The sequence below is a fragment of the Acidobacteriota bacterium genome, from assembly GCA_030697165.1.
GTDB lineage: Bacteria > Acidobacteriota > Vicinamibacteria > Vicinamibacterales > UBA2999 > 12-FULL-67-14b.
The window spans coordinates 1-17,857 of sequence record JAUYQQ010000002.1 but is presented as its reverse complement, the minus strand read 5'-3'; the positions used below and the strand labels follow the sequence as shown (position 1 = coordinate 17,857).

Sequence of the window (17,857 nt, the reverse complement as noted above, 5' to 3'; positions counted from 1 at the left end):
CGCAAGGCTACACTAGGAGGCGTGACGGAGTGGAATGCGGCGGCGTATCACAAGGTGTCGGGCCCCCAGACCAGTTGGGGACAGAAGGTGCTGTCGCGCCTGTCGGTGAACGGCGACGAGCGCGCGATCGACGCCGGCTGCGGCAGCGGCCGGCTGACCGGTGAATTGCTGGCGAGGCTGCCGCACGGCCGCCTCATCGCCATCGACCGATCGTGGAACATGTTGATGACCGCCCGCGCCAACCTGCGGCCCGCCTTCGGCCCGCGGGTCGGCTTCGTGCAGGTGGCGTTGCCCGATCTGCCGTTCGCGAACTGGGCTGACCTCGTCTTCAGCACCGCCACCTTTCACTGGGTCAAGGATCACCAGGCGCTGTTCAACAACATCCTGACCACGCTGCGCCCTGGTGGACGGCTGATGGCACAGTGTGGGGGCGGTCCCAACCTGGTTCGCGCGCATGCGCTGGCTCAACAACTGATGTCCGCCGAGCCGTTTGCGCCGTACTTCTCGGACTGGCCGGGGCCGTGGGAGTTCGCCAACGCCGAGACCACGGCCGAGCGCCTGACGCGCGCCGGTTTCGACACCGTCGTGACCAGCATCGAAGCAGCGCCGACCACGCTCGCCACCGAGGCCGACTACCGCGAGTTCGTCACCACCGTGATCTACCATGCGCATCTCGAGCGATTGCCGAATCCCTCGCTCAAGCAGGCGTTCATCGATCGCGTCACCGAGCTGTCGGCACGCCAAGACCCGCCGTTCACCCTCGACTACTGGCGCCTGAACATCTCGGCGCGGAGGCCGCAGTGACACACCCTTCGGTGATTCGGCCGGCCGACCACGCCGGGTACGCCCACGGCAAGATGGGCAAGACGACCCTCTTCGAGTCGGCGAGGCTGCTGGTCGGGTTGAACGCCTTCGAGCCGGGCCAGGAGCACAAGCTGCACGCGCACGCGGGACAGGACAAGGTCTATCACGTGCTCGAAGGCCAAGGCGTGTTCCTGCTCGAGGCGCAGGAGCTGCCGATGGTCGCGGGCGATCTGCTGGTGGCGCCCGAAGGTGTGCCACACGGGGTGAGAAACACCGGCGAGTCGCGGTTGCTGGTGCTCGCCATTCTCGCACCCGCGCCCGTTAGAACGTAAGCGGTATCACGAGGTCGAGTGATCCCTGGTCGCGGAACCAGAAGTACATCTCCTTGACCAGGCCCACGTGCAGAAGCAGTCCGCCCGGATCGGCATCTGGCGCGACCAGGGACAGTTCGACTCGAGTCAGTTCACCAGGGCGCACGTTCGCCGATAGTTCAAACCGCAACGCCTCTCCGGTCAGGTTGCGGCCGTCACGTGTCACGAACGACGCGCCAATGCGCACGCAGTGGCTCTTTGAGCCGGTGAACCACGTGGCGTCGCCAGTGTTGCGGATCGTGATCGGCAGCGTAAACGGTTGGCCTGGCGTGATTGGCGGAACCAAACCATCGACCGCAATGCCAGCGGCATAGCGATACGGTTCCCGCACGGTGGCCACTTCGTCGCCGGTCACCGCGACCCGCGCGGGATCGGGTCCGGGGGGCTTCATCAGGAACAATGCGACGGACGTATAGATGGTGTTGAAGTTGCGCAGCACGACGTGCGGCGACACGAACGTGTCCATCGGCAGCGCGAGCGGACGGCCCGCGTACTCGGATTCAATCCGGAGGTCGGGCGTCCCATCGAGCGTGAAGCCGGCTTCGCCGACCAGCGCGAACAATGTCGGTGCCGGGAAATACTGGGCGCCCCGGCCCAGTCGATTGAGCACCACTTCCGTCGTCACCACGGCGACCCCGCCGGGCTTGAGCACCCGAAACATCTCCTGGAGCGCCCGGCGCTTGTCCTGGAGCCGCCCGAAGTGCTCGATCGAGGACAGGCAGAACACGAAATCGCAGGTGCCGGCCTCGGCATCGAGCGCCAGGCCATCCATGCGCCTCACCTCGAGATGGTCCTCGCGGTACTTGAACGGCGCGTACTTGGCCGGGTGCGCCAGGACGTCGGCATCGCTTTCGCCGCCAATCCAGGTGCCCTCGTAGAGATCGGTGGCAATGACGCGGGCAATCCGGTTGGCGAGGAAGTACATCAATTCCTCGTGACCGCACCCGATGCCGAGCGCCGTCGCCGCCGGCGCGAGCCGGCGCAAGCGCCGCAGGCCGTACAGGGCCTGGTTGAACTCCCACACTTTGCGGTGAAACACCTGCGGGTCGTCTGCAAAGCCGAGGTCGGCATAGCTCCGCCGCCACAGTGGGTTGGCCGCGTCGCCAACCCGGCACACCTTGTTCAGCGGAACATCGGCAGGATCGAACGACCCTGCCGGAAGCGGAGGCACCAGGTAGCGGTCGAAGGGCTGCAGCACCGATCGATAGAACCGATCGCCCCAGAAGGTCCGGATGACGAGGTCTTTCAGCGACACGTGGGCTCCGCATTATGCCATCCTCGCGCCGCGGCCGACCTGCATTACCATTCACAGCGTGAAGACCCCCGCGTATCACGACATCGCAGCCCGTTACCGCGTCACCAGCGGCGCTCGGTTCCGGCTGGCCAGCGTCCAACCCAACGACGCCTGGGGCGCCTCGTTCAAGGACACGGCCGACGAACTGATCTCCGACAGCGTCAGGCGCCTGTCTGACCTGCAGGAGCGCCTGTACGCGCAAGACCGCTGGTCGGTCCTGCTGATCTTCCAGGCCATGGATGCGGCCGGCAAGGACGGAACAATCAAGCACGTGATGTCGGGCGTCAACCCGCAGGGCTGCGAAGTACACTCCTTCAAATCGCCCTCCAGCGAAGAGCTGGACCACGACTTCCTGTGGCGCAACTCGCGCGTGTTGCCGCGCCGCGGCCACATCGGCATCTTCAACCGGTCGTACTACGAAGAAACCCTGGTGGTGCGGGTGCACCAGAACATCCTGGCGCGGCAACAGCTGCCGCCGAAGCTCGTCACCCGGAACATCTGGCGGGAACGCTACGAAGACATCAACGCCTACGAGCGCTACCTGTCGCGCCAGGGCGTGGTGATCCGCAAGTTCTTCCTGCACGTCTCGAAAGAAGAACAGCGGCTGCGGTTCCTGGACCGGCTTGAAGAAGCCGACAAGCACTGGAAGTTCTCGCTGGCCGACGTCAGCGAACGTGCCCACTTCGCCAAGTACATGCACGCTTACGAAGACACCATTCGCCACACCTCAACGCCATGGGCGCCGTGGCACGTCATTCCGGCCGACCGCAAGTGGTTCACGCGCCTCGCCGTCGCCGCCACCATCGTCGATACCATCGAGACGCTGGATCCCCGATTCCCGTCGGCCGACCCCAAGGTGAAGGCCGAACTCCTCAAGGTAAAGGCGGCGCTCGAGGCCGAAGTGAAGGTTGTGAAGGCCAAGGCGGCCAAGGCCCGCAGGAAATGAAACGCTGCTCGTGGCCAGGCGAAGACCCGCTCTACGTCCGGTACCACGACGATGAGTGGGGCCGGCCGGTGATCGACGACACGCGGCTGTTCGAGAAGATTTGCCTCGAGGGCTTCCAGGCGGGCCTCAGCTGGATCACCATTCTCCGCAAGCGCGAGCACTTCCGGACGGCCTTCAGCGGATTCGATCCTGCCCAGGTCGCGCGGTTTACCGCACGGGACGTCCAGCGCCTGCTGAAGAACGACGGCATCGTTCGTCATCGCGGCAAGATCGAGTCGACTATCAACAACGCGAAGCGGGCCCTGGCGCTGATCGAGGAGAAGGGGTCGCTGGCGGCGTACTTCTGGTCGTGGGAGCCGGCCGCCACCGACCGCCCGCGCAAGATGACGCGCGAGGCGCTGATGAAGATGACGACATCGCCGCAGTCAATCGCGATGTCGAAGGACCTGAAGAAGCGGGGCTGGTCGTTCGTGGGTCCGACCACCAGCTATGCGTTCATGCAGGCAATGGGCCTGGTGAACGATCACCTGCACGACTGCGGCGTGCGCGGCGAGGTCGAGCAGGCGCGTGCCCGAGTGAACCGCCCCACGGCACCTTAGGCACCTTAGGCACCCTACTGCTGCGTGACTTTATAGCCCTTGGCCAGCAGCAAAGTCGGCAGCCCATCCGGGCCCACCAGGTGGGCGGCGCCGACGACGATGAAGCAGCCGGCGTCTTGCTGGAGGCACGTCTCGACGTGCGGCACCCAGTTGTGGTTGCGCTCGACCAGCAGCCGGTCGTAGAGCTCGCGCGAACCTTCGAACGAAACCAGCAACGACGCCTCCAGCGCCTTCACGTCGCCGGCGGCCCATTGCTGCGCCAGCTCCCTGACATTACCGACCTGCGTGTCGAGCTCCTTCATGCTGGAAATCAGCATGTCCTCCTGCAATCTCGGCGAGAGCTGATCGAAGCGATCAAGCTGGTAGGACAGCGTTTCGAGCGCCTGCCGTTTCAGGCCGGCCTCCTTCGCACGGTCGAAAAAGTGCTTGTCGACGCCGAGCTCGGCCTTGAAGCCGGCGGCCTGCAGCGTCGGCCCCATCAGCGTGATGGCGACCAGCCACGGCTTCATGCGCTGCAGCGCCATCATCGGCAAGCCCGCCTTCTCGGCGCGCTTCGACACCTCGGCGAAGGTTGACGGCGCGACGATCTGGTCGAGCGTGCGGCCATCGCTCAGCATGGCCTTGCTGAGCGCGCTCATCATCTGCGCCGGGTCGTTCAGCTCGTCGAGGTCCAGCTCCTCGACCAGCGTCCGCGAGGCCGCGAACGCCTTGTTGATGTCGGCGCTCAGCGGATAGAACTCGGGCGTCAGCACGTGCAACGAGCCAAGCAGGTAGGCCACCGACGCCCCCGGGCCTTCGACCTTCCACAGGAAGTGCTTCCTGGCGTCCTGCGCGGTGGCCACGCCACTGGCGAGGGCAGCCGCCACCACCGCCGCGAGAATTGTCCTCAGCACCATCCCCATGCCAAAGGCTAACATGGTGCGGATGGACCTTCGTGAAGTGCTGACCGGGGCGGTGGTGATGGCGCCCATGACCAAGGGGTCCAACCTGCCGTACCGCCGGCTGTGTGTCGAAATGGGCGCGCGGGTCACCATCAGCGAGATGACCGTGGCGCGGCGACTCAAGCAGCGCAAGAAGGGCGAGTTCGCGCTGATTCGCAAGTTCGAGGGCGAGCCGTTCTTCGGCGTGCAGCTGGCCGGCACCAATCCAGAGGAGCTTGGCTGGGCGGCAGCGCTCGTCGAGGCACGCGGCGCCGACCTGGTGGATCTCAACTGCGGTTGCCCGATTGATCACTTCACCCACAAGGGTATTGGCGCGGCGCTCGGCCGCCAGCCCGCCCGCATCCGCCGCATCGTCGAAGCCATGAAGAAGGCGGTGACGAAGATCCCGGTGACGGTAAAGTTGCGCCTCGGCTGGAACGACGAGATGCGCAACGTCGTGGACCAGGCAAAGGCCGCGGTGGACGGCGGCGCCGACGCGCTGTTCGTGCACGGCCGCACGCGCAATGCCCGCTACCGCTTCGCCGCCGACTGGGATGCGATTGGCACGGTGGTGGCCGCGGTCTCAGTGCCGGTGGTGGGTAATGGCGACGTGCTGTTTCCCGGCGACATCACCGAGGCCAAGGCCCGCTCGGGTTGCGTGGGCGTGATGAGCGCGCGGGGCGTGCTGATCAAGCCGTGGCTGTTTCGTGAGATCGGCGAGGGCTACCTCGACCTGTCTGGCGAGGACCGCGTGGCCATCTATCGACGCTACGTGGCTCTGGCGAAGGAGCACTGGGGCGCGGATGCCTACGGGCTCGAGCGCGTGACGCAGTTCACGCGCTGGCACGCCGACTTCTGGCATCGCTATCTCCGGCGCCGGCCCGATGGCACCTTCCCGGGCCTGCAGACACGCGAACAGGACCTGAACCTGCGCACACCACTCGAAGCATTGCTCGCGCGTGCCGACGGCGCCGCCCACGATTACCTGACCGATTGCCTGGTTCACGAGCGCCAGATCGATCCGGCGCAGGCGCCAGAGGCGGTGGTGGTGGAGTCGCGCGGACGCGACCGCGATCCCGAGCTGGTCGAAACGGAGGGTTAAGAGGTCAACAGGAGATCAAGAGATCAGGGGCTCAAGGAATTCTTGAATACGTCTTCCTGATCTCTTTACCTCTTGTTAGATATTTCGACACCTACCAGGCGTTGAGCAGCGATTGCCAGGCCGAAACCCGTGGGCGATCGTCGGCCACCCGTAACCTGCGGCTTTCGGCCTGGGCGCGCGGCGAGCAGGCACCGGTTCGGAGGTAGGTCAACGCTTCGGCAAACGAACTTTCGGCCACGTCGCCGAGCTGGTGGGTGCTGTCATCAGCGGCGGCACAGGTCGGCGCAATGCCACTGAAGAAGTCGCCTTCGTTGAGGGCGTTCTTGATCGAGAACGACACCGGCGCCAGCACCTTTTCGCAGAATGTGAATCCGTACTGGCCGACCGGCTTGCCGAACGTCGTATCGCCAATCACGGCGACCGGCATATACGGGCGCAGGGAGTTGACCACCAGCTCGCTGGCCGATGCCGACGACCGCGTCGTAATCACCACCAGCTGCGACAGGTTCAGCGCGTGCTCAGGATTGGTGAAGCGCGTCGTCTTGTCGTAGGTGGGTCCCACGCGGTCGTTGTGCACGTAGTTCAGCAGGACCTGGCCGCTGGTGCGCACACCGCCGATCAGGCTGGCGAGGTGCACGGCAATGTCGACCAGGCCGCCACCGTTGTAGCGAAGGTCCAGCACCAGTTCGGTCGCGCCTGCCGCCTTCAGGGCCGCGAAGGCGTCGTTCAGCGCCGCCTCGGATGGCCTCACGAAATTGCGGAAGAACAGGTAGCCAACGCGGCGCCCATCCACTTCGACGACGCGCGTGAGCGAGACCGTGGGAATGGTCACCAGCCGCTTGACCATCTGCGCCGTGCGGACGTCGCCGTTCGGCTTTTCGAACACGATCGTCGAGGCCACGCCAATCTCGGACGCGCCAAAGGCGCCGCCGATGGTGCCGGCCGCGTTCATCGCAGCCACCGACTGTCCGTTGATCTGGGTGATGCGGTCGCCGCGCTCCAGAGTGGCCTCGAGCGCCGGGCTGTCGTCGAACACCTGCAGGATCAGGAGGCTGGTGCTCGTGGTCTTCGTGGACATGCCAAAGCCGATGAACTGGCTGTCGCTGTAGAACGCGTCGTTGGCGGCCGCAGACGTGATGTAGCTGTAGGTGTTGTCGATCGGCCGGTAGCGAACCGCCTCGAGATATGCCTCGGGCGAGGTGAACGACGTGGGGCTGACGTTCGCCGGGAGTTGCGGATACCAGTAGTAGAAGGAGTTCAGGACATCACGGACGTACAGGTTCTGCGACGCCACCGAGCAGTTGCTCGGGCCACCTTGCGCCGACGCCGTCCAGGGACAGAGCAGCGAGCAGACGACCGCGAGAGAGGACACAATCCGCTGCATTTGATTACCTTGCCTACCCATTCTGCAATGTCTGCGCCGGATCTGCCAAGAGCGGAAGTGTCACGATAAACCGCCCGCCCGAGTCGGCCCACCTCGCCGCGACGCCCGTGGTGAGGCGGAATCGCTGCGCCAGGTTCTCCAGGCCGACACCGGTCGAGGACACGCCGGTCGGCCGGGGCCGTTTCTCGTGCGACACCGTCAGCCGGTCCCCTTCGAGGCGGACCTCGATCTGCAACGGGTTATCGGCTGAGCACTCGTTGTGCTTCACTGCATTTTCGAGCAATTCCGGTAACACGACCGGCGGCAACTGCCATCGATGGACGGCCTGCGCATCGACGTGAACGCTTACGGTGAGCCCATCCGCATAGCGAATGGTGACGAGCGCCAGGAACTGGTCGAGCAACGCCAGCTCATCAGCCAGGGAAACCAGCCGCTTCGGCCCGGTCCGCAATAGGTAGCGGTAACTGCCGGCCAGCGCGCCGACAAACGCTGAGGCGCGTGGATTGCGCTGCTCGACGAGGTGGCTGAGCGCGTTGAGGTTGTTGAACAGCGTGTGCGGGTTCACCTCGCTCCTGAGCGCGAGCAACTCCGCTTCGACGTTCAGCCGCTGCAGGCGGTCGTTGCGCAGGCGGTCGCTCTCCCACTCGCGCACCAGGAACAACGTTTCGTAGACGTGCGTGATGAAGATGACCGCGGCCACGATCGCGAGCACGGCCATGCCGACCGAGCGCCAGTCGGCGCGCGGGTCGTGGCTGACCGCGGCCCAGCCCCACAACGACAGCACCGTGAACGGAATGGTGAACAGGCAGATCAGGCCGACCAACAGCCGCACGCGGTGCCACGGCCGCGTCAACCAGGCGGTCCGATCCTGGAACCGCAGGTACAACTTGAGATTCGCTTCCCACGTAACGAAGGCGACCGCCATGAACCAGAAATAGGCCCCGACGAGTCCGGCAGCGGTATGGGCCGAGTGGTCGATCATCCCGGCCAGGTTGGGGACGGCAATGCCGACGAGCGGTGTGACCACCAGCCGGGCAATGCGGTCTTCAACACCAGAGGGACTGCCGGGTGACATCAAAGCAGGATAGCGGACGCATTGCCCGCAACCTGTCCCAGGGGCGAGTTATCAGGACTTTGCTGGGACGAACGGTGACCGGGTAGACTGCCGCCATGAATCGACTGCCCCTGGCGGCGCTCGTGATCCTGGCAGCATGCTCACCGGCGCCGGCTACCGCTCCGGCCGCACCGCCAGACCCGCTGCCGGGCACCCGGCTTTCGATCGATCAGCTCAAGAGCCAGATGTTCCACGTCAGTGCCGGCAAGCGGCTCAAGCCGGCGTGGCCCAATGGCGCGCGGGTCGCGGTCGGCCTGTCGTTCGACGTGGATAATGCGACCGCCGCGCTCTCGACGGGAAACCTTGACTACGAAATTCTGTCGCGAGGTGAGTACGGCGCGGTCGACGGCCTGCCGCGAATCCTGCGAATGCTCGATCGCCAGCAGGTGCCGGCCTCGTTCTTTATTCCCGCCGCCAGCGCGGTCCTGCACCCGGCGATGATCACGCAGATCCAGTCTCTGACGGTGGGCCACGAGATTGGCGTGCACGGATGGATTCACGAGCGCCTGCCGTTGCTGAATAACGAGCAGGAAGAGCAGCGCCTGCTCGATCTGTCGATTGAAACGCTGACCAGGATGACCGGCAAACGGCCGGTCGGTTACCGCGCGCCGTCGTGGAAGTTCAGCCGCTGGACCATGGGCCAGGTCAAGGCCGCCGGTTTCCTGTATGACAGCAGCCTCATGGCGAGCGACGATGCGTACGAAATCCTGCTGGACGGGGCGCCGACCGGCATCGTCGAGTTACCGATCGAGCGCATCCTGGACGATGCGCCGTACTTCGGCAGCAATGCCGACGGCTCGAACCCTTCAATTGGTGATGTCTACGAGGTGTTCCAGTCGGAGTTCGATGTCGCCTACGATGAGGGCGGCTTGTACCTCCTGACCCTGCACCCGCATATGATTGGCCATCGGTCGCGAACCGCCATGCTCGAGAAACTCGTCCAATACATCAAGGGCAAGCCCGGCGTGTGGTTTGCGACCCACGAGCAGATTGCCAACCACGTCAAGCCGCTGATCGCGGCGAAGTGAGGCACGGATGATCGCGAACGAAAGTGCCAGGCTCAAGGCCCTGCACGCGTATCACATTCTCGACACCGACCCGGAGCAGGTGTTCGATGACCTCACGTTGCTGGCCTCGCAGGTGTGCGGCACGCCGATCGCGCTGATTACGCTCGTCGACGAGAACCGGCAATGGTTCAAGTCGAAAGTCGGCATCGACGTGCAGGAGACCGCGCGCAGCATTTCGTTCTGCTCCCACGCGATCGAACAACCCGGCCTGTTCGAGGTGCCGGACACCCTCACCGACCGTCGCTTCCGCGACAACCCCATGGTGGTGAACGAACCGCACATCCGTTTTTACGCCGGCGCGCCGTTGCTGACGCGTGACGGCGATCCGCTTGGCACGATCTGCGTGGTCGACAGCCTGCCTCGCACGCTGACCGAGGGGCAGCGGGCGGCGCTCAATGCGCTGCGCCGTCAGGCCGAAGCCCAGCTGGAGCTGCGCCGCAAGCTCGACGAGCTGCGGCTCGCGATCGACGGCCTCGAGAAACTCGGCGGACTGCTGCCCTATTGCTCCACGTGTGCGCTGAACATCACCATCCCGGCCGATCCCGCGGCGATGACCACCGTTGGGGACGGCGTCACCGAGCTGCTGCACAACAAGGGCTGGCCTGAAGAAGAAGTGATGAAGGTGGAGTTGGCGCTGCAAGAGGGCCTGGCGAATGCGATTCGCCACGGCTGCAAGAACGATCCGACCAAGCAGGTGCAATGCTCGGTCACGTTCGACTCCGCCGGCGAGGTGGTGATCGTGATTCGCGATCCCGGCCCTGGCTTCAAGGTGGCGGATGTGCCCAATCCTCTCGAGGGTGCCAACGTCCTGAAGTCGAGCGGCCGCGGCGTGTTCCTGATCAACGAGTTGATGGATACGGTGGAGTTCTCGGACGAGGGCCGGCGGGTGATGATGCGGAAGCGGGTCGAGGCCGAAACGGAGAAATAGCGCGGACTAATCCCCACCTATCCCGCGGAGATTTCCCCGCAGCGCTACCGGCCAGTGAAGCTCAGCGAGTTGGCAATCGCTTCGGCCTCGGTCAGGAATCGGTTGTAGTGCGACTCCGGTCCGAAATAGCTCACCACCGCGAACCAGCCGGGAAATTCCACGACCGCCGAGACGTGGCGCACCGGGACGATCCGCCCCTGTTCGTCTTCAACGCCATACGCGGCGGCAATCCGCAGCACCGGCTGGCCCCCTGGCGTGCGGTCTGGCACAGGGGCTTCAACCCGGGCCCGTGGCCGCTCCTTGAGGTTGGCTGCGACCCGTCCCGCCATGTCGGCGAGCGCCAGTCCCTTGAGCCCGGACGTCGGTGCCACCTGCAGTTCCACGGTGACTTGGTACGCGTCGGTGCCCTCGGCACCCTCGAACACCGTGGTGCCCGACTCGGTGGGCCGGGCGGTCCAGTCTTCGGGCATGGTGCCCTCGAATGGCGCATTCGTCAGCGACCAGGAGCGAACCCGGCTCGCGGCGGCCGGCGGCTTGACCGGCGGCGCCATCGGCCGCATCAGGCCCGTGGCGTCCGGCGGCGGCGGGAGCGCCTTGAGGCGGGCCTTCATGCGCGTGAACTCCGGCGAATTGGTGCGGGTCGCGCGGGGCGGCAACAGCGCCGCATACTCGGTGACGGCGTGGATGCGGTCGATCGAGAACGGATGCGTCTGCATCATCAAGTCCCACGAGCTGCGTGACGAGGGCGACATGGACTCGAATTTCTGGAAGAGTTGGGTGATTCCGGCGGGATTCCAGCCGGCGTCAAAGGCAATGTGAACGCCCAGCCGGTCGGCCTGCTCCTCCTGTTCCCGGCTGAAGCGGAGCTGACCGAGCGGGTTGCCGCCCTCGAGCAGCCCCGCCATGAATCGCGACCACCCGCTGTTTGACTCGCGATATTTCTGAAGCTGTTGCTGATCCTGCGCCGCGCGCGTCTGCATCTTGGCCGCGTGATGGGCGACCGAATGGCCAATCTCATGGGCGAGCACGCCGGCCAGCGCCGCCTCGTCCTCGGCTGCCTCGAGAATGCCCCGGAACACGAAGATGAAGCCGGGCGTCGTCACGGCGTTCACCGTGGCACTGTCGAGGACGAAGAGCTCGTAGTTGGTGGGGAAATATTTGGCCCGTTTCACCAGCGCCTGGGACAGGTTCGCCACGTAGTCGCTGACCGTCTTGTCGGCAACCAGGGGCAGCCCGCTCGCGGCAATCTCCTTCGCGGCGCCAAGCCCCCATTCCAGTTCCTGCTGCGGCGTGGCCAGGTTTGGCGCGCCGCCCGCCGGGTTCTCGGCAATCTCGTAGTGCGCCGCAAACAACTCCTGGGCTGACCGCAGCAACGCCGCCGCCTCCTGGCCCTCTGCCGGCGGCAGAGTCATCCGCGCGTATCGCATCCAGATCTTCACCGCTTCCCGGTAGTTCTGGGCCTCTTCGTACGAGGCGGCCATTCCCACCAGCGCACGGGTATTGGTCGGGTCTTTCTTGTAGATACGCTCGTAGCGCTTGCGCGCATCGTCGGGGCGATGCAGTTTCAGATAATTGAAGGCCGCGGCGAATACGTAGTCGAGATTCTTGTCGTCGGTCTTCTTCTCGGCGTTGCGGAACTCCTTTTCCGCCTCCTTATGGGCGCCTTGCTCGAAGAAGACCAGGCCCCGGTCGTAGGCGGTCCGGGCCTCGGCCGCCTCCCGCTCCTGTTTCGACAGCTTGACTTGCGCGGCGGCGCCAACCGGCGCCAGCAGGGCTCCGATCAGCAGCAAGATGGCGGCGCGGGTGATCAGGGTAGCCATGGGGGTCCCCTTCCTGCCTGATGCTGAGCAAGCGGCGTGCCCACGGATCGTGGCACCGGCCTTGCTTCCTTGACCATCGAAGATCCTCGAGAGGTGACCTATGCGGGTGTCCCTCCATGCCGCGCTGGCGGCGGTTGTCGTGGTCGTCGTCCTGGCCCGGCCGGGCTTTGGCCAGGCCGCGGCGCCCAAGCCAATCCTCAATCACGAACAGGGCTTCTCGTTGTCCGTGCCGGCAGGCTGGAGCGCGGCGGCGGCGGCCGGCGCGGCGGCGGCCATGGCCCGGACAGACAACGCGCAGGTGAAGGCGACCGTCATGGTCACCCGGGAATCGGCGCCGACGGACGTGACCGAGACGTTGGCCAAGGCGCTGGCGGCCATCGGCACGGCCAAGGGCCAGACCCTGGTCTCGAGTTCGTTCGACGTCTACCTCGATCGCGCGGCGTTGTTCGCCGTTTTCGAGGATGCGACCACGCGGTACCGCATGGTGCTCGTGCCGCGTGAGTACGAAGAGCGCAGCCAGGTGTACTACCGCTTCACGGTAGCGGCGCCGAAGGCGGCGTTCGCCAAGCTGGCGACGGCATTCGACCGGGTGTTCACCGGCTTCGCGATTCTCGACCACGCCGCCGCCACGAAAGCCGTCGCCGGCGGAGCGGCACCCACCGCCGCACCGGTGCCAACCGGCTTCGATCGCAACGCCGCGATCGAACGGCTGCTGTCACCGCTCAAGCGGCCCGGCGGATAGCCGCGAGGGGACACTGTGCGACGGTTTCCCATCCTCAGCCTTCTCATGGCACTCGCCCTGTCGGTGGCGGGCGCGCCAGTCCGCGGTCAGTCCAGGAGTGACTTCATCAAAGAGGGTGATTTCGCCAACCAGTTGCTGGTTGCGCTCGAAAGCGGCAACAAGGCCGAGGCCCAGCGGCTCATGACCGGCGACACCGCGCAGATGGCCTTCGACGTCATCAAGGACCTGCCGGACCCCAAGAGCAAGTCCGCCCGCACGGCCTATGACGTCCGCAAGGACATGGCTGAGCGCGTGATGAAGGAGACCGCGCGGAAAGTCGCCGCCGACCCAAACTTGAAGGGCCGTCTCATCTCGATCGAACTGGGTGGCACCGCAGGGAAGGAGGGTGTGGGCTTCACGCCCGGCACCGCGGATCTCGACTTCCAGTTGCGGGGCACCGACGCTGAAGCCTCGCAGGCCGCGGCCGACATCGCCAAGAAGGTCATGGCGGACCTCGGCATTCCGATGACGGAGAAAGGCAACCTGTTCAAGATCAACCCATTCCCCGCCAACCTGGACGAGTCGCCGGTGATCCGGGATACGGAGAAAAGGAAGGGCCTCAACGCCAATCAGGCCGAGCGGATCGGGCAGGGCGAGGCGCGCCACGCCAACCCGGAGGCCTCGAAGGGCGACGCCATCGACGCCGTGCGCGAGGACTACTACCGGCGCGGCGTGGCGTACGAGGTGGACCCGGAAACCGGCGAACTGCGCGCCAATCCGGTCACGGGCGAACTGCGCACGACGCCGGTCGACGAACTCTACGACAAGCGTGGCTGGCCGGCGCCCAAGGTCACCGAGGCCAGTGCGTTCGGCGTGGTGGTCAACGAGCGGGAGCTGTTTGGAACACTCCGGGACACGTCCGACGCCAAGCGGGTGGTACGCGCCGCCGATGCCATCGAGCTGGCCGACCGATCGGCACTGACCCCGGACGAACGTGCCGCCGTTGAGCTGTCGCGGCGCATCTACCAGACGCGCGACCTCGAAAGGGCCGTCCAGAGCCTCCCGAAGAACCACCAGGCGAGAGCCACGTATGACCGCATGCTGAAGGAAGGCCGGCCGCGAGACATCGCGCTGAACACGGCGCTGCAGCAGCAGGACGAGGTCGTGAGGAACATCTTCAACAAGGGGATGGTGACCACGCTCGACGCGAAGCTCGCCGACATCGAGCGCACGAAAGCGATGAGCGACAGCGCGCTGCTGGACGAGCACAACCGCCGGTTTCGGCAGGGTGACACGAATGCGCAGACGTGGCTGGATCAGTACCGCACGGCCTCGGTCGAGCAGAAGACCGACATGCTGAAGGCGGCGCGCGAGAACCTGATGGAACAGAAGCGGCTCGGCCTGCTGGACAGCTTCCGGTTCCTGCCGGCCGAGACGCGGGCGCGGCTCGTGAATGATCCGAGATTCGCCGGCAACGCCCTCGTCACCAACGCGTCGGCGCTCGCGGAGGTGATGAACAATGCACACGACGCGATGGTCCGGGCGCGCCAGGCCCTGAACAGCGCGCTCGACCAGGCGCTGCCGCCGGCGGCGAAGAAGACCGGCCTCGAGCCCTCGGCCGAGTACCACCCCGGCTACGCCGGCGGCGGGCTCATCCGCGCCGGCGACCGCCTGCTGATCGCCGTCGCCCTCAGCGGTGCCCTCGACGGCATCGTCACCGAGACCATGAAGGCGTATGACCGGGGCGGCAACTTGGCGGCGGCGCAAGTGTTCGTGCAACGCACGGCCGCCACGGCGTCTGACGTGGCCGTGGGGATGGTCTATCAGTACCTGGTCGAGACGATCGGACTCGCGGCCGAGGCGCGGGGCCTGCTTTGGCGCGGGGTCACGGCCGGCGCCAATGCGGCGATGACGATCGCCGCACTCGTGGAAGTGTCAAAGGTGGTGGGCAACGCCATCTGGCGTTCGGCGCAGGATCCGTTCCTGCGGAGCCAACTCGACCCCACGGCCAACGTGTCGTTCTACCAGACGATGCAGGCGCGGCCAATCACGCTGTGGGCGGATGTGCAGCGTTATGCGCAGCGCAATCGTGGTCCGCTTAGGGCCCGCGGTGTGGACCCCAACGATTCGAAGGCGGCGCTTCGCGAGATGATCCGGGACTTCTTCCGCGACAGCGGTGCGCGGGCCGCCGACATGACAGGCTTCGAGGACCGCATGTTCGAGGCGCTCGATGCGCAGGCGACACAGAGCCGCGAATTCCTGGCGGGTCTTCGTGAAGCAGGCATCGAGAGCGAGCGCGCCGCGGTGGCGAAGCGGGTCGAGGCCGAGGCCAAGGCGCGGGCGGAGGCGGCCGCGCGCAAGGCAAAGGAGCAGCTCGACGAGCGGCGTGAGCGGCAGGCCGCCGCCAGGGAGAAGGCGGCAAAAGAGGAGGCCGCCCGTGAACGCGCGGCCCGAGCCGCGGCGGCGGCGAAGCAGGCGGAAGAGCAGTCGGCCGAACCGGACCCAGCCACGCGGAGTGCCGAGGAGCGCTGGCAGACACTGCAACGCGAGAAGCAGGCCGAGGACGAGGCGGTCCGCCGGCAGCAGGCCGAGCTGGCGCGGCAGCAGGACGCCGCTCGCCGGCGACTCGAAGAGGAGAACCGGCGCAACGTCGAGGAGACGCGGCGGCTGGAAGAAATGCTGCTTCAGAAACAGATGGAGGAAGTGGAACTGCTCAGCGAGGCGACGATCGACATCAACGTGCCGGCGACGATGCAGCCGGGGGCGCAGGCCGCGATTGGTGTGGCGGTGCGGGCGCCGGGGTTGAGGCTCTCGGGCCGACGGGTTGCCATTCGCGCCACCCCTGGCCATACCGATGACGGATCAATCCCGCTTGATGCCGGCGGAAGAGGGCGGACCAACTACGTCGCGCCCGCCGACTACAACGGCTACGTGCGCGTGACCGTCCAGATCGAGGGAGGGATGCAGGTATCGCGGACCTTCCTCGTCGGCAAGCCGGTCGCCGAGGCGCCGCCGGAACAGAAGATCGAGAACCCAGAAGAGGTGACACTGCCAGAAACAAAGGAACCGGCACCACCACCGCCGGCGCCGCCTCAGGCCGCGTCAGGTCCGTGCGCCATGCACACGCTGGCCAAGCTCAAGGAGTATGTGATTTGGTTGCGCGCGGCACGAAAAGGACTTCGACCCGACGGGGCACCGTTGGAGGGACTGGATGCCGTATTCGGCGAGACACTTTGGACCGTGCCCATCGGGGAGAAGTGCATGGCTGGCTGCGCTGCGATCAACGGACCAACGGAACCTAGTGATGCGGCGTTGCAGGCCTGCATCGATGGAAAGTAGGCCAGGCGTACAAAGAAAAAGCCCAAGTCATTTGGACTTGGGCTGAGAGCTCTATGCGGCGTGAGCCGCCGTCCGCCCGGAGGGCGGACTAGAGTAATTAATCCCCGGCAGCGACCTACTCTCCCACCCACCTGCGCGGGCAGTACCATCGGCGGTAGCAGGCTTAACTTCCGTGTTCGGAATGGGAACGGGTGTGACCCTGCTCCTATGGCCACCGGGAAACTTGGTGCCTGGGGTCTCGTTCAGCGGGCGCGGCATGCGAGCCGCGGATCACGCTAATCAAGTCATCCCAGAGCATATTGTGACTTGATGAATCAATCGTTCGATCGCTACCTAGAATTTCTAAGCAATTCGATCAATCGAGACATCAAGCTGTCCGCCGAAGCCGCGTGAGCGGCGAAGGCGGACGAATATTCTGCAATCGATAGCTTTTTTTGACCACACATTCACAATCAAAAGAAGTGAATAAATGGTCAAGCCTCACGGCTGATTAGTATCGGTTAGCTGAACGTATCGCTACGCTTCCACACCCGACCTATCGACCAAGTGGTCTACTTGGAGCCTTCAGGGACTTGCGTCCAGGGAAATCTCATCTTGAGGTGGGTTTCACGCTTAGATGCATTCAGCGTTTCTCCCTTCCGGACTTAGCTACCCAACGATGCCACTGGCGTGACAATTGGTACACTAGCGGTCCGTCCAACCCGGTCCTCTCGTACTAAGGTCAGATCCTCTCAAATTTCCTGCGCCCACCATAGATAGAGACCGAACTGTCTCGCGACGTTCTAAACCCAGCTCACGTACCGCTTTAACCGGCGAACAGCCGGACCCTTGGAACCTGCTACAGCTCCAGGATGCGATGAGCCGACATCGAGGTGCCAAACCTGGGCGTCGATGTGAACTCTTGGCCCAGATCAGCCTGTTATCCCCGGCGTACCTTTTATCCGTTGAGCGATGGCCCTTCCATGCGGGACCACCGGATCACTAAGACCTGCTTTCGCATCTGCTCGACTTGTAGGTCTCGCAGTTAAGCTCGCTTATGCCTTTGCACTCTATGGCTGATTTCCAAACAGCCTGAGCGAACCTTCGTGCGCCTCCGTTACAGTTTAGGAGGCGACCGCCCCAGTCAAACTACCCGCCTAGCAGTGTCCTGAACCCAGATAATGGGTTTCAGTTAGAACGTCGAAGGCGTAAGGGTGGTATCTCACTGGTGACTCCCCCAAGCCCGAGAGCCTGGGATCAAAGTCTCCCACCTATGCTGCGCATACGTCGTCAACATTCACTACTAAGGTGCAGTAAAGGTGCACGGGGTCTTTTCGTCTTATGGCGGGCAACCGGCGTCTTCACCGGTACCACAAATTCGCAGCGTTCATCGTTGAGACAGCGGTCAAATCGTTACGCCATTCGTGCAGGTCGGAACTTACCCGACAAGGAATTTCGCTACCTTAGGA

General features: G+C 64.9%; 14 protein-coding genes and 2 rRNA genes. 9 read left to right on the top strand and 7 right to left on the bottom strand.

The genetic code is table 11. The features are described 5' to 3' along the window. Window positions 1-21 precede the first annotated feature (21 nt). Both Q8T13_01420 and Q8T13_01415 read left to right on the top strand, forming a co-directional pair. Window positions 22-804: a class I SAM-dependent methyltransferase gene (locus Q8T13_01420; GenBank protein ID MDP3716408.1), complete on the top strand. Its 783-nt coding sequence runs from the start codon at window positions 22-24 to the stop codon at window positions 802-804. After that, window positions 801-1,136 (top strand): cupin domain-containing protein, encoded by a 336-nt coding sequence (locus Q8T13_01415; GenBank protein MDP3716407.1) that lies wholly within the window; start codon window positions 801-803, stop codon window positions 1,134-1,136. The genes Q8T13_01420 and Q8T13_01415 overlap by 4 nt, the downstream gene beginning before the upstream one ends. On the opposite strand, the gene Q8T13_01410 is transcribed toward Q8T13_01415, so the two are convergent. Then, window positions 1,126-2,430, bottom strand: a complete 1,305-nt coding sequence (locus Q8T13_01410) for a class I SAM-dependent methyltransferase (protein MDP3716406.1) — start codon at window positions 2,428-2,430, stop codon at window positions 1,126-1,128. The genes Q8T13_01415 and Q8T13_01410 overlap by 11 nt on opposite strands. Before the next feature lie 58 nt (window positions 2,431-2,488). On the opposite strand from Q8T13_01410, the gene Q8T13_01405 reads away from it, so the two are divergent. Together Q8T13_01405 and Q8T13_01400 are read left to right on the top strand one after the other, a co-directional pair. Next, a complete protein-coding gene (locus tag Q8T13_01405) occupies window positions 2,489-3,415 on the top strand; it encodes a polyphosphate kinase 2 family protein (protein ID MDP3716405.1) in 927 nt (308 codons plus the stop codon). Beyond that, complete coding sequence (locus tag Q8T13_01400) at window positions 3,412-4,014, top strand: DNA-3-methyladenine glycosylase I (GenBank protein MDP3716404.1); 603 nt, start codon at window positions 3,412-3,414, stop codon at window positions 4,012-4,014. Before Q8T13_01405 ends, Q8T13_01400 begins: the two co-directional genes overlap by 4 nt. Window positions 4,015-4,028: 14 nt before the next feature. Here Q8T13_01400 and Q8T13_01395 read toward each other — a convergent pair whose 3' ends face one another. Continuing rightward, window positions 4,029-4,910, bottom strand: coding sequence for a TraB/GumN family protein (locus Q8T13_01395; GenBank protein MDP3716403.1), 882 nt, complete (start codon window positions 4,908-4,910; stop codon window positions 4,029-4,031). Between the two features lie 28 nt (window positions 4,911-4,938). Here Q8T13_01395 and Q8T13_01390 point away from each other — a divergent pair, with 28 nt between their 5' ends. Further along, the gene (locus Q8T13_01390) at window positions 4,939-6,036 is read left to right on the top strand and encodes a tRNA-dihydrouridine synthase family protein (GenBank protein MDP3716402.1); all 1,098 of its coding nucleotides are present in this window, start codon (window positions 4,939-4,941) and stop codon (window positions 6,034-6,036) included. A gap of 91 nt (window positions 6,037-6,127) precedes the next feature. Here Q8T13_01390 and Q8T13_01385 read toward each other — a convergent pair whose 3' ends face one another. Both Q8T13_01385 and Q8T13_01380 read right to left on the bottom strand, forming a co-directional pair. After that, window positions 6,128-7,420 carry a S41 family peptidase gene (locus tag Q8T13_01385; protein MDP3716401.1) on the bottom strand — a complete coding sequence of 431 codons (1,293 nt, stop codon included), beginning with the start codon at window positions 7,418-7,420 and terminating at the stop codon, window positions 6,128-6,130. A gap of 13 nt (window positions 7,421-7,433) precedes the next feature. After that, window positions 7,434-8,495, bottom strand: coding sequence for a histidine kinase (locus Q8T13_01380; protein MDP3716400.1), 1,062 nt, complete (start codon window positions 8,493-8,495; stop codon window positions 7,434-7,436). A gap of 95 nt (window positions 8,496-8,590) precedes the next feature. Here Q8T13_01380 and Q8T13_01375 point away from each other — a divergent pair, with 95 nt between their 5' ends. Together Q8T13_01375 and Q8T13_01370 are read left to right on the top strand one after the other, a co-directional pair. Beyond that, the gene (locus Q8T13_01375) at window positions 8,591-9,562 is read left to right on the top strand and encodes a polysaccharide deacetylase (protein ID MDP3716399.1); all 972 of its coding nucleotides are present in this window, start codon (window positions 8,591-8,593) and stop codon (window positions 9,560-9,562) included. Window positions 9,563-9,569: 7 nt separating this feature from the next. Beyond that, window positions 9,570-10,529, top strand: coding sequence for an ATP-binding protein (locus tag Q8T13_01370; protein MDP3716398.1), 960 nt, complete (start codon window positions 9,570-9,572; stop codon window positions 10,527-10,529). A gap of 44 nt (window positions 10,530-10,573) precedes the next feature. Here the strand turns inward: Q8T13_01370 and Q8T13_01365 are convergent, their stop codons facing one another. After that, window positions 10,574-12,349 carry a M48 family metalloprotease gene (locus Q8T13_01365; protein MDP3716397.1) on the bottom strand — a complete coding sequence of 592 codons (1,776 nt, stop codon included), beginning with the start codon at window positions 12,347-12,349 and terminating at the stop codon, window positions 10,574-10,576. A gap of 100 nt (window positions 12,350-12,449) precedes the next feature. Between Q8T13_01365 and Q8T13_01360 the strand changes: the two genes are divergently transcribed. Together Q8T13_01360 and Q8T13_01355 are read left to right on the top strand one after the other, a co-directional pair. Next, complete coding sequence (locus Q8T13_01360; GenBank protein ID MDP3716396.1) at window positions 12,450-13,091, top strand: hypothetical protein; 642 nt, start codon at window positions 12,450-12,452, stop codon at window positions 13,089-13,091. A gap of 45 nt (window positions 13,092-13,136) precedes the next feature. Further along, on the top strand, window positions 13,137-16,409 hold the full coding sequence (locus tag Q8T13_01355) for a hypothetical protein (protein MDP3716395.1): 3,273 nt from the start codon (window positions 13,137-13,139) through the stop codon (window positions 16,407-16,409). Window positions 16,410-16,511: 102 nt separating this feature from the next. Here the strand turns inward: Q8T13_01355 and rrf are convergent. Together rrf and Q8T13_01345 are read right to left on the bottom strand one after the other, a co-directional pair. Continuing rightward, a 5S ribosomal RNA gene (gene rrf / locus Q8T13_01350) occupies window positions 16,512-16,628 on the bottom strand. Between the two features lie 250 nt (window positions 16,629-16,878). Beyond that, window positions 16,879-17,857: ribosomal RNA gene (locus Q8T13_01345) — 23S ribosomal RNA — on the bottom strand; the annotation flags it as partial.

Coding starts and splice junctions, on each gene's coding strand:
- Q8T13_01365 (MDP3716397.1), bottom strand. CDS start 12,349: ATGGCTACCCTGATCACCCGCGCCGCCATCTTGCTGCTGATCGGAGCC.
- Q8T13_01400 (MDP3716404.1), top strand. CDS start 3,412: ATGAAACGCTGCTCGTGGCCAGGCGAAGACCCGCTCTACGTCCGGTAC.
- Q8T13_01375 (MDP3716399.1), top strand. CDS start 8,591: ATGAATCGACTGCCCCTGGCGGCGCTCGTGATCCTGGCAGCATGCTCA.
- Q8T13_01395 (MDP3716403.1), bottom strand. CDS start 4,910: ATGGTGCTGAGGACAATTCTCGCGGCGGTGGTGGCGGCTGCCCTCGCC.
- Q8T13_01385 (MDP3716401.1), bottom strand. CDS start 7,420: ATGCAGCGGATTGTGTCCTCTCTCGCGGTCGTCTGCTCGCTGCTCTGT.
- Q8T13_01370 (MDP3716398.1), top strand. CDS start 9,570: ATGATCGCGAACGAAAGTGCCAGGCTCAAGGCCCTGCACGCGTATCAC.
- Q8T13_01355 (MDP3716395.1), top strand. CDS start 13,137: ATGGCACTCGCCCTGTCGGTGGCGGGCGCGCCAGTCCGCGGTCAGTCC.
- Q8T13_01390 (MDP3716402.1), top strand. CDS start 4,939: ATGGACCTTCGTGAAGTGCTGACCGGGGCGGTGGTGATGGCGCCCATG.
- Q8T13_01360 (MDP3716396.1), top strand. CDS start 12,450: ATGCGGGTGTCCCTCCATGCCGCGCTGGCGGCGGTTGTCGTGGTCGTC.
- Q8T13_01380 (MDP3716400.1), bottom strand. CDS start 8,495: ATGTCACCCGGCAGTCCCTCTGGTGTTGAAGACCGCATTGCCCGGCTG.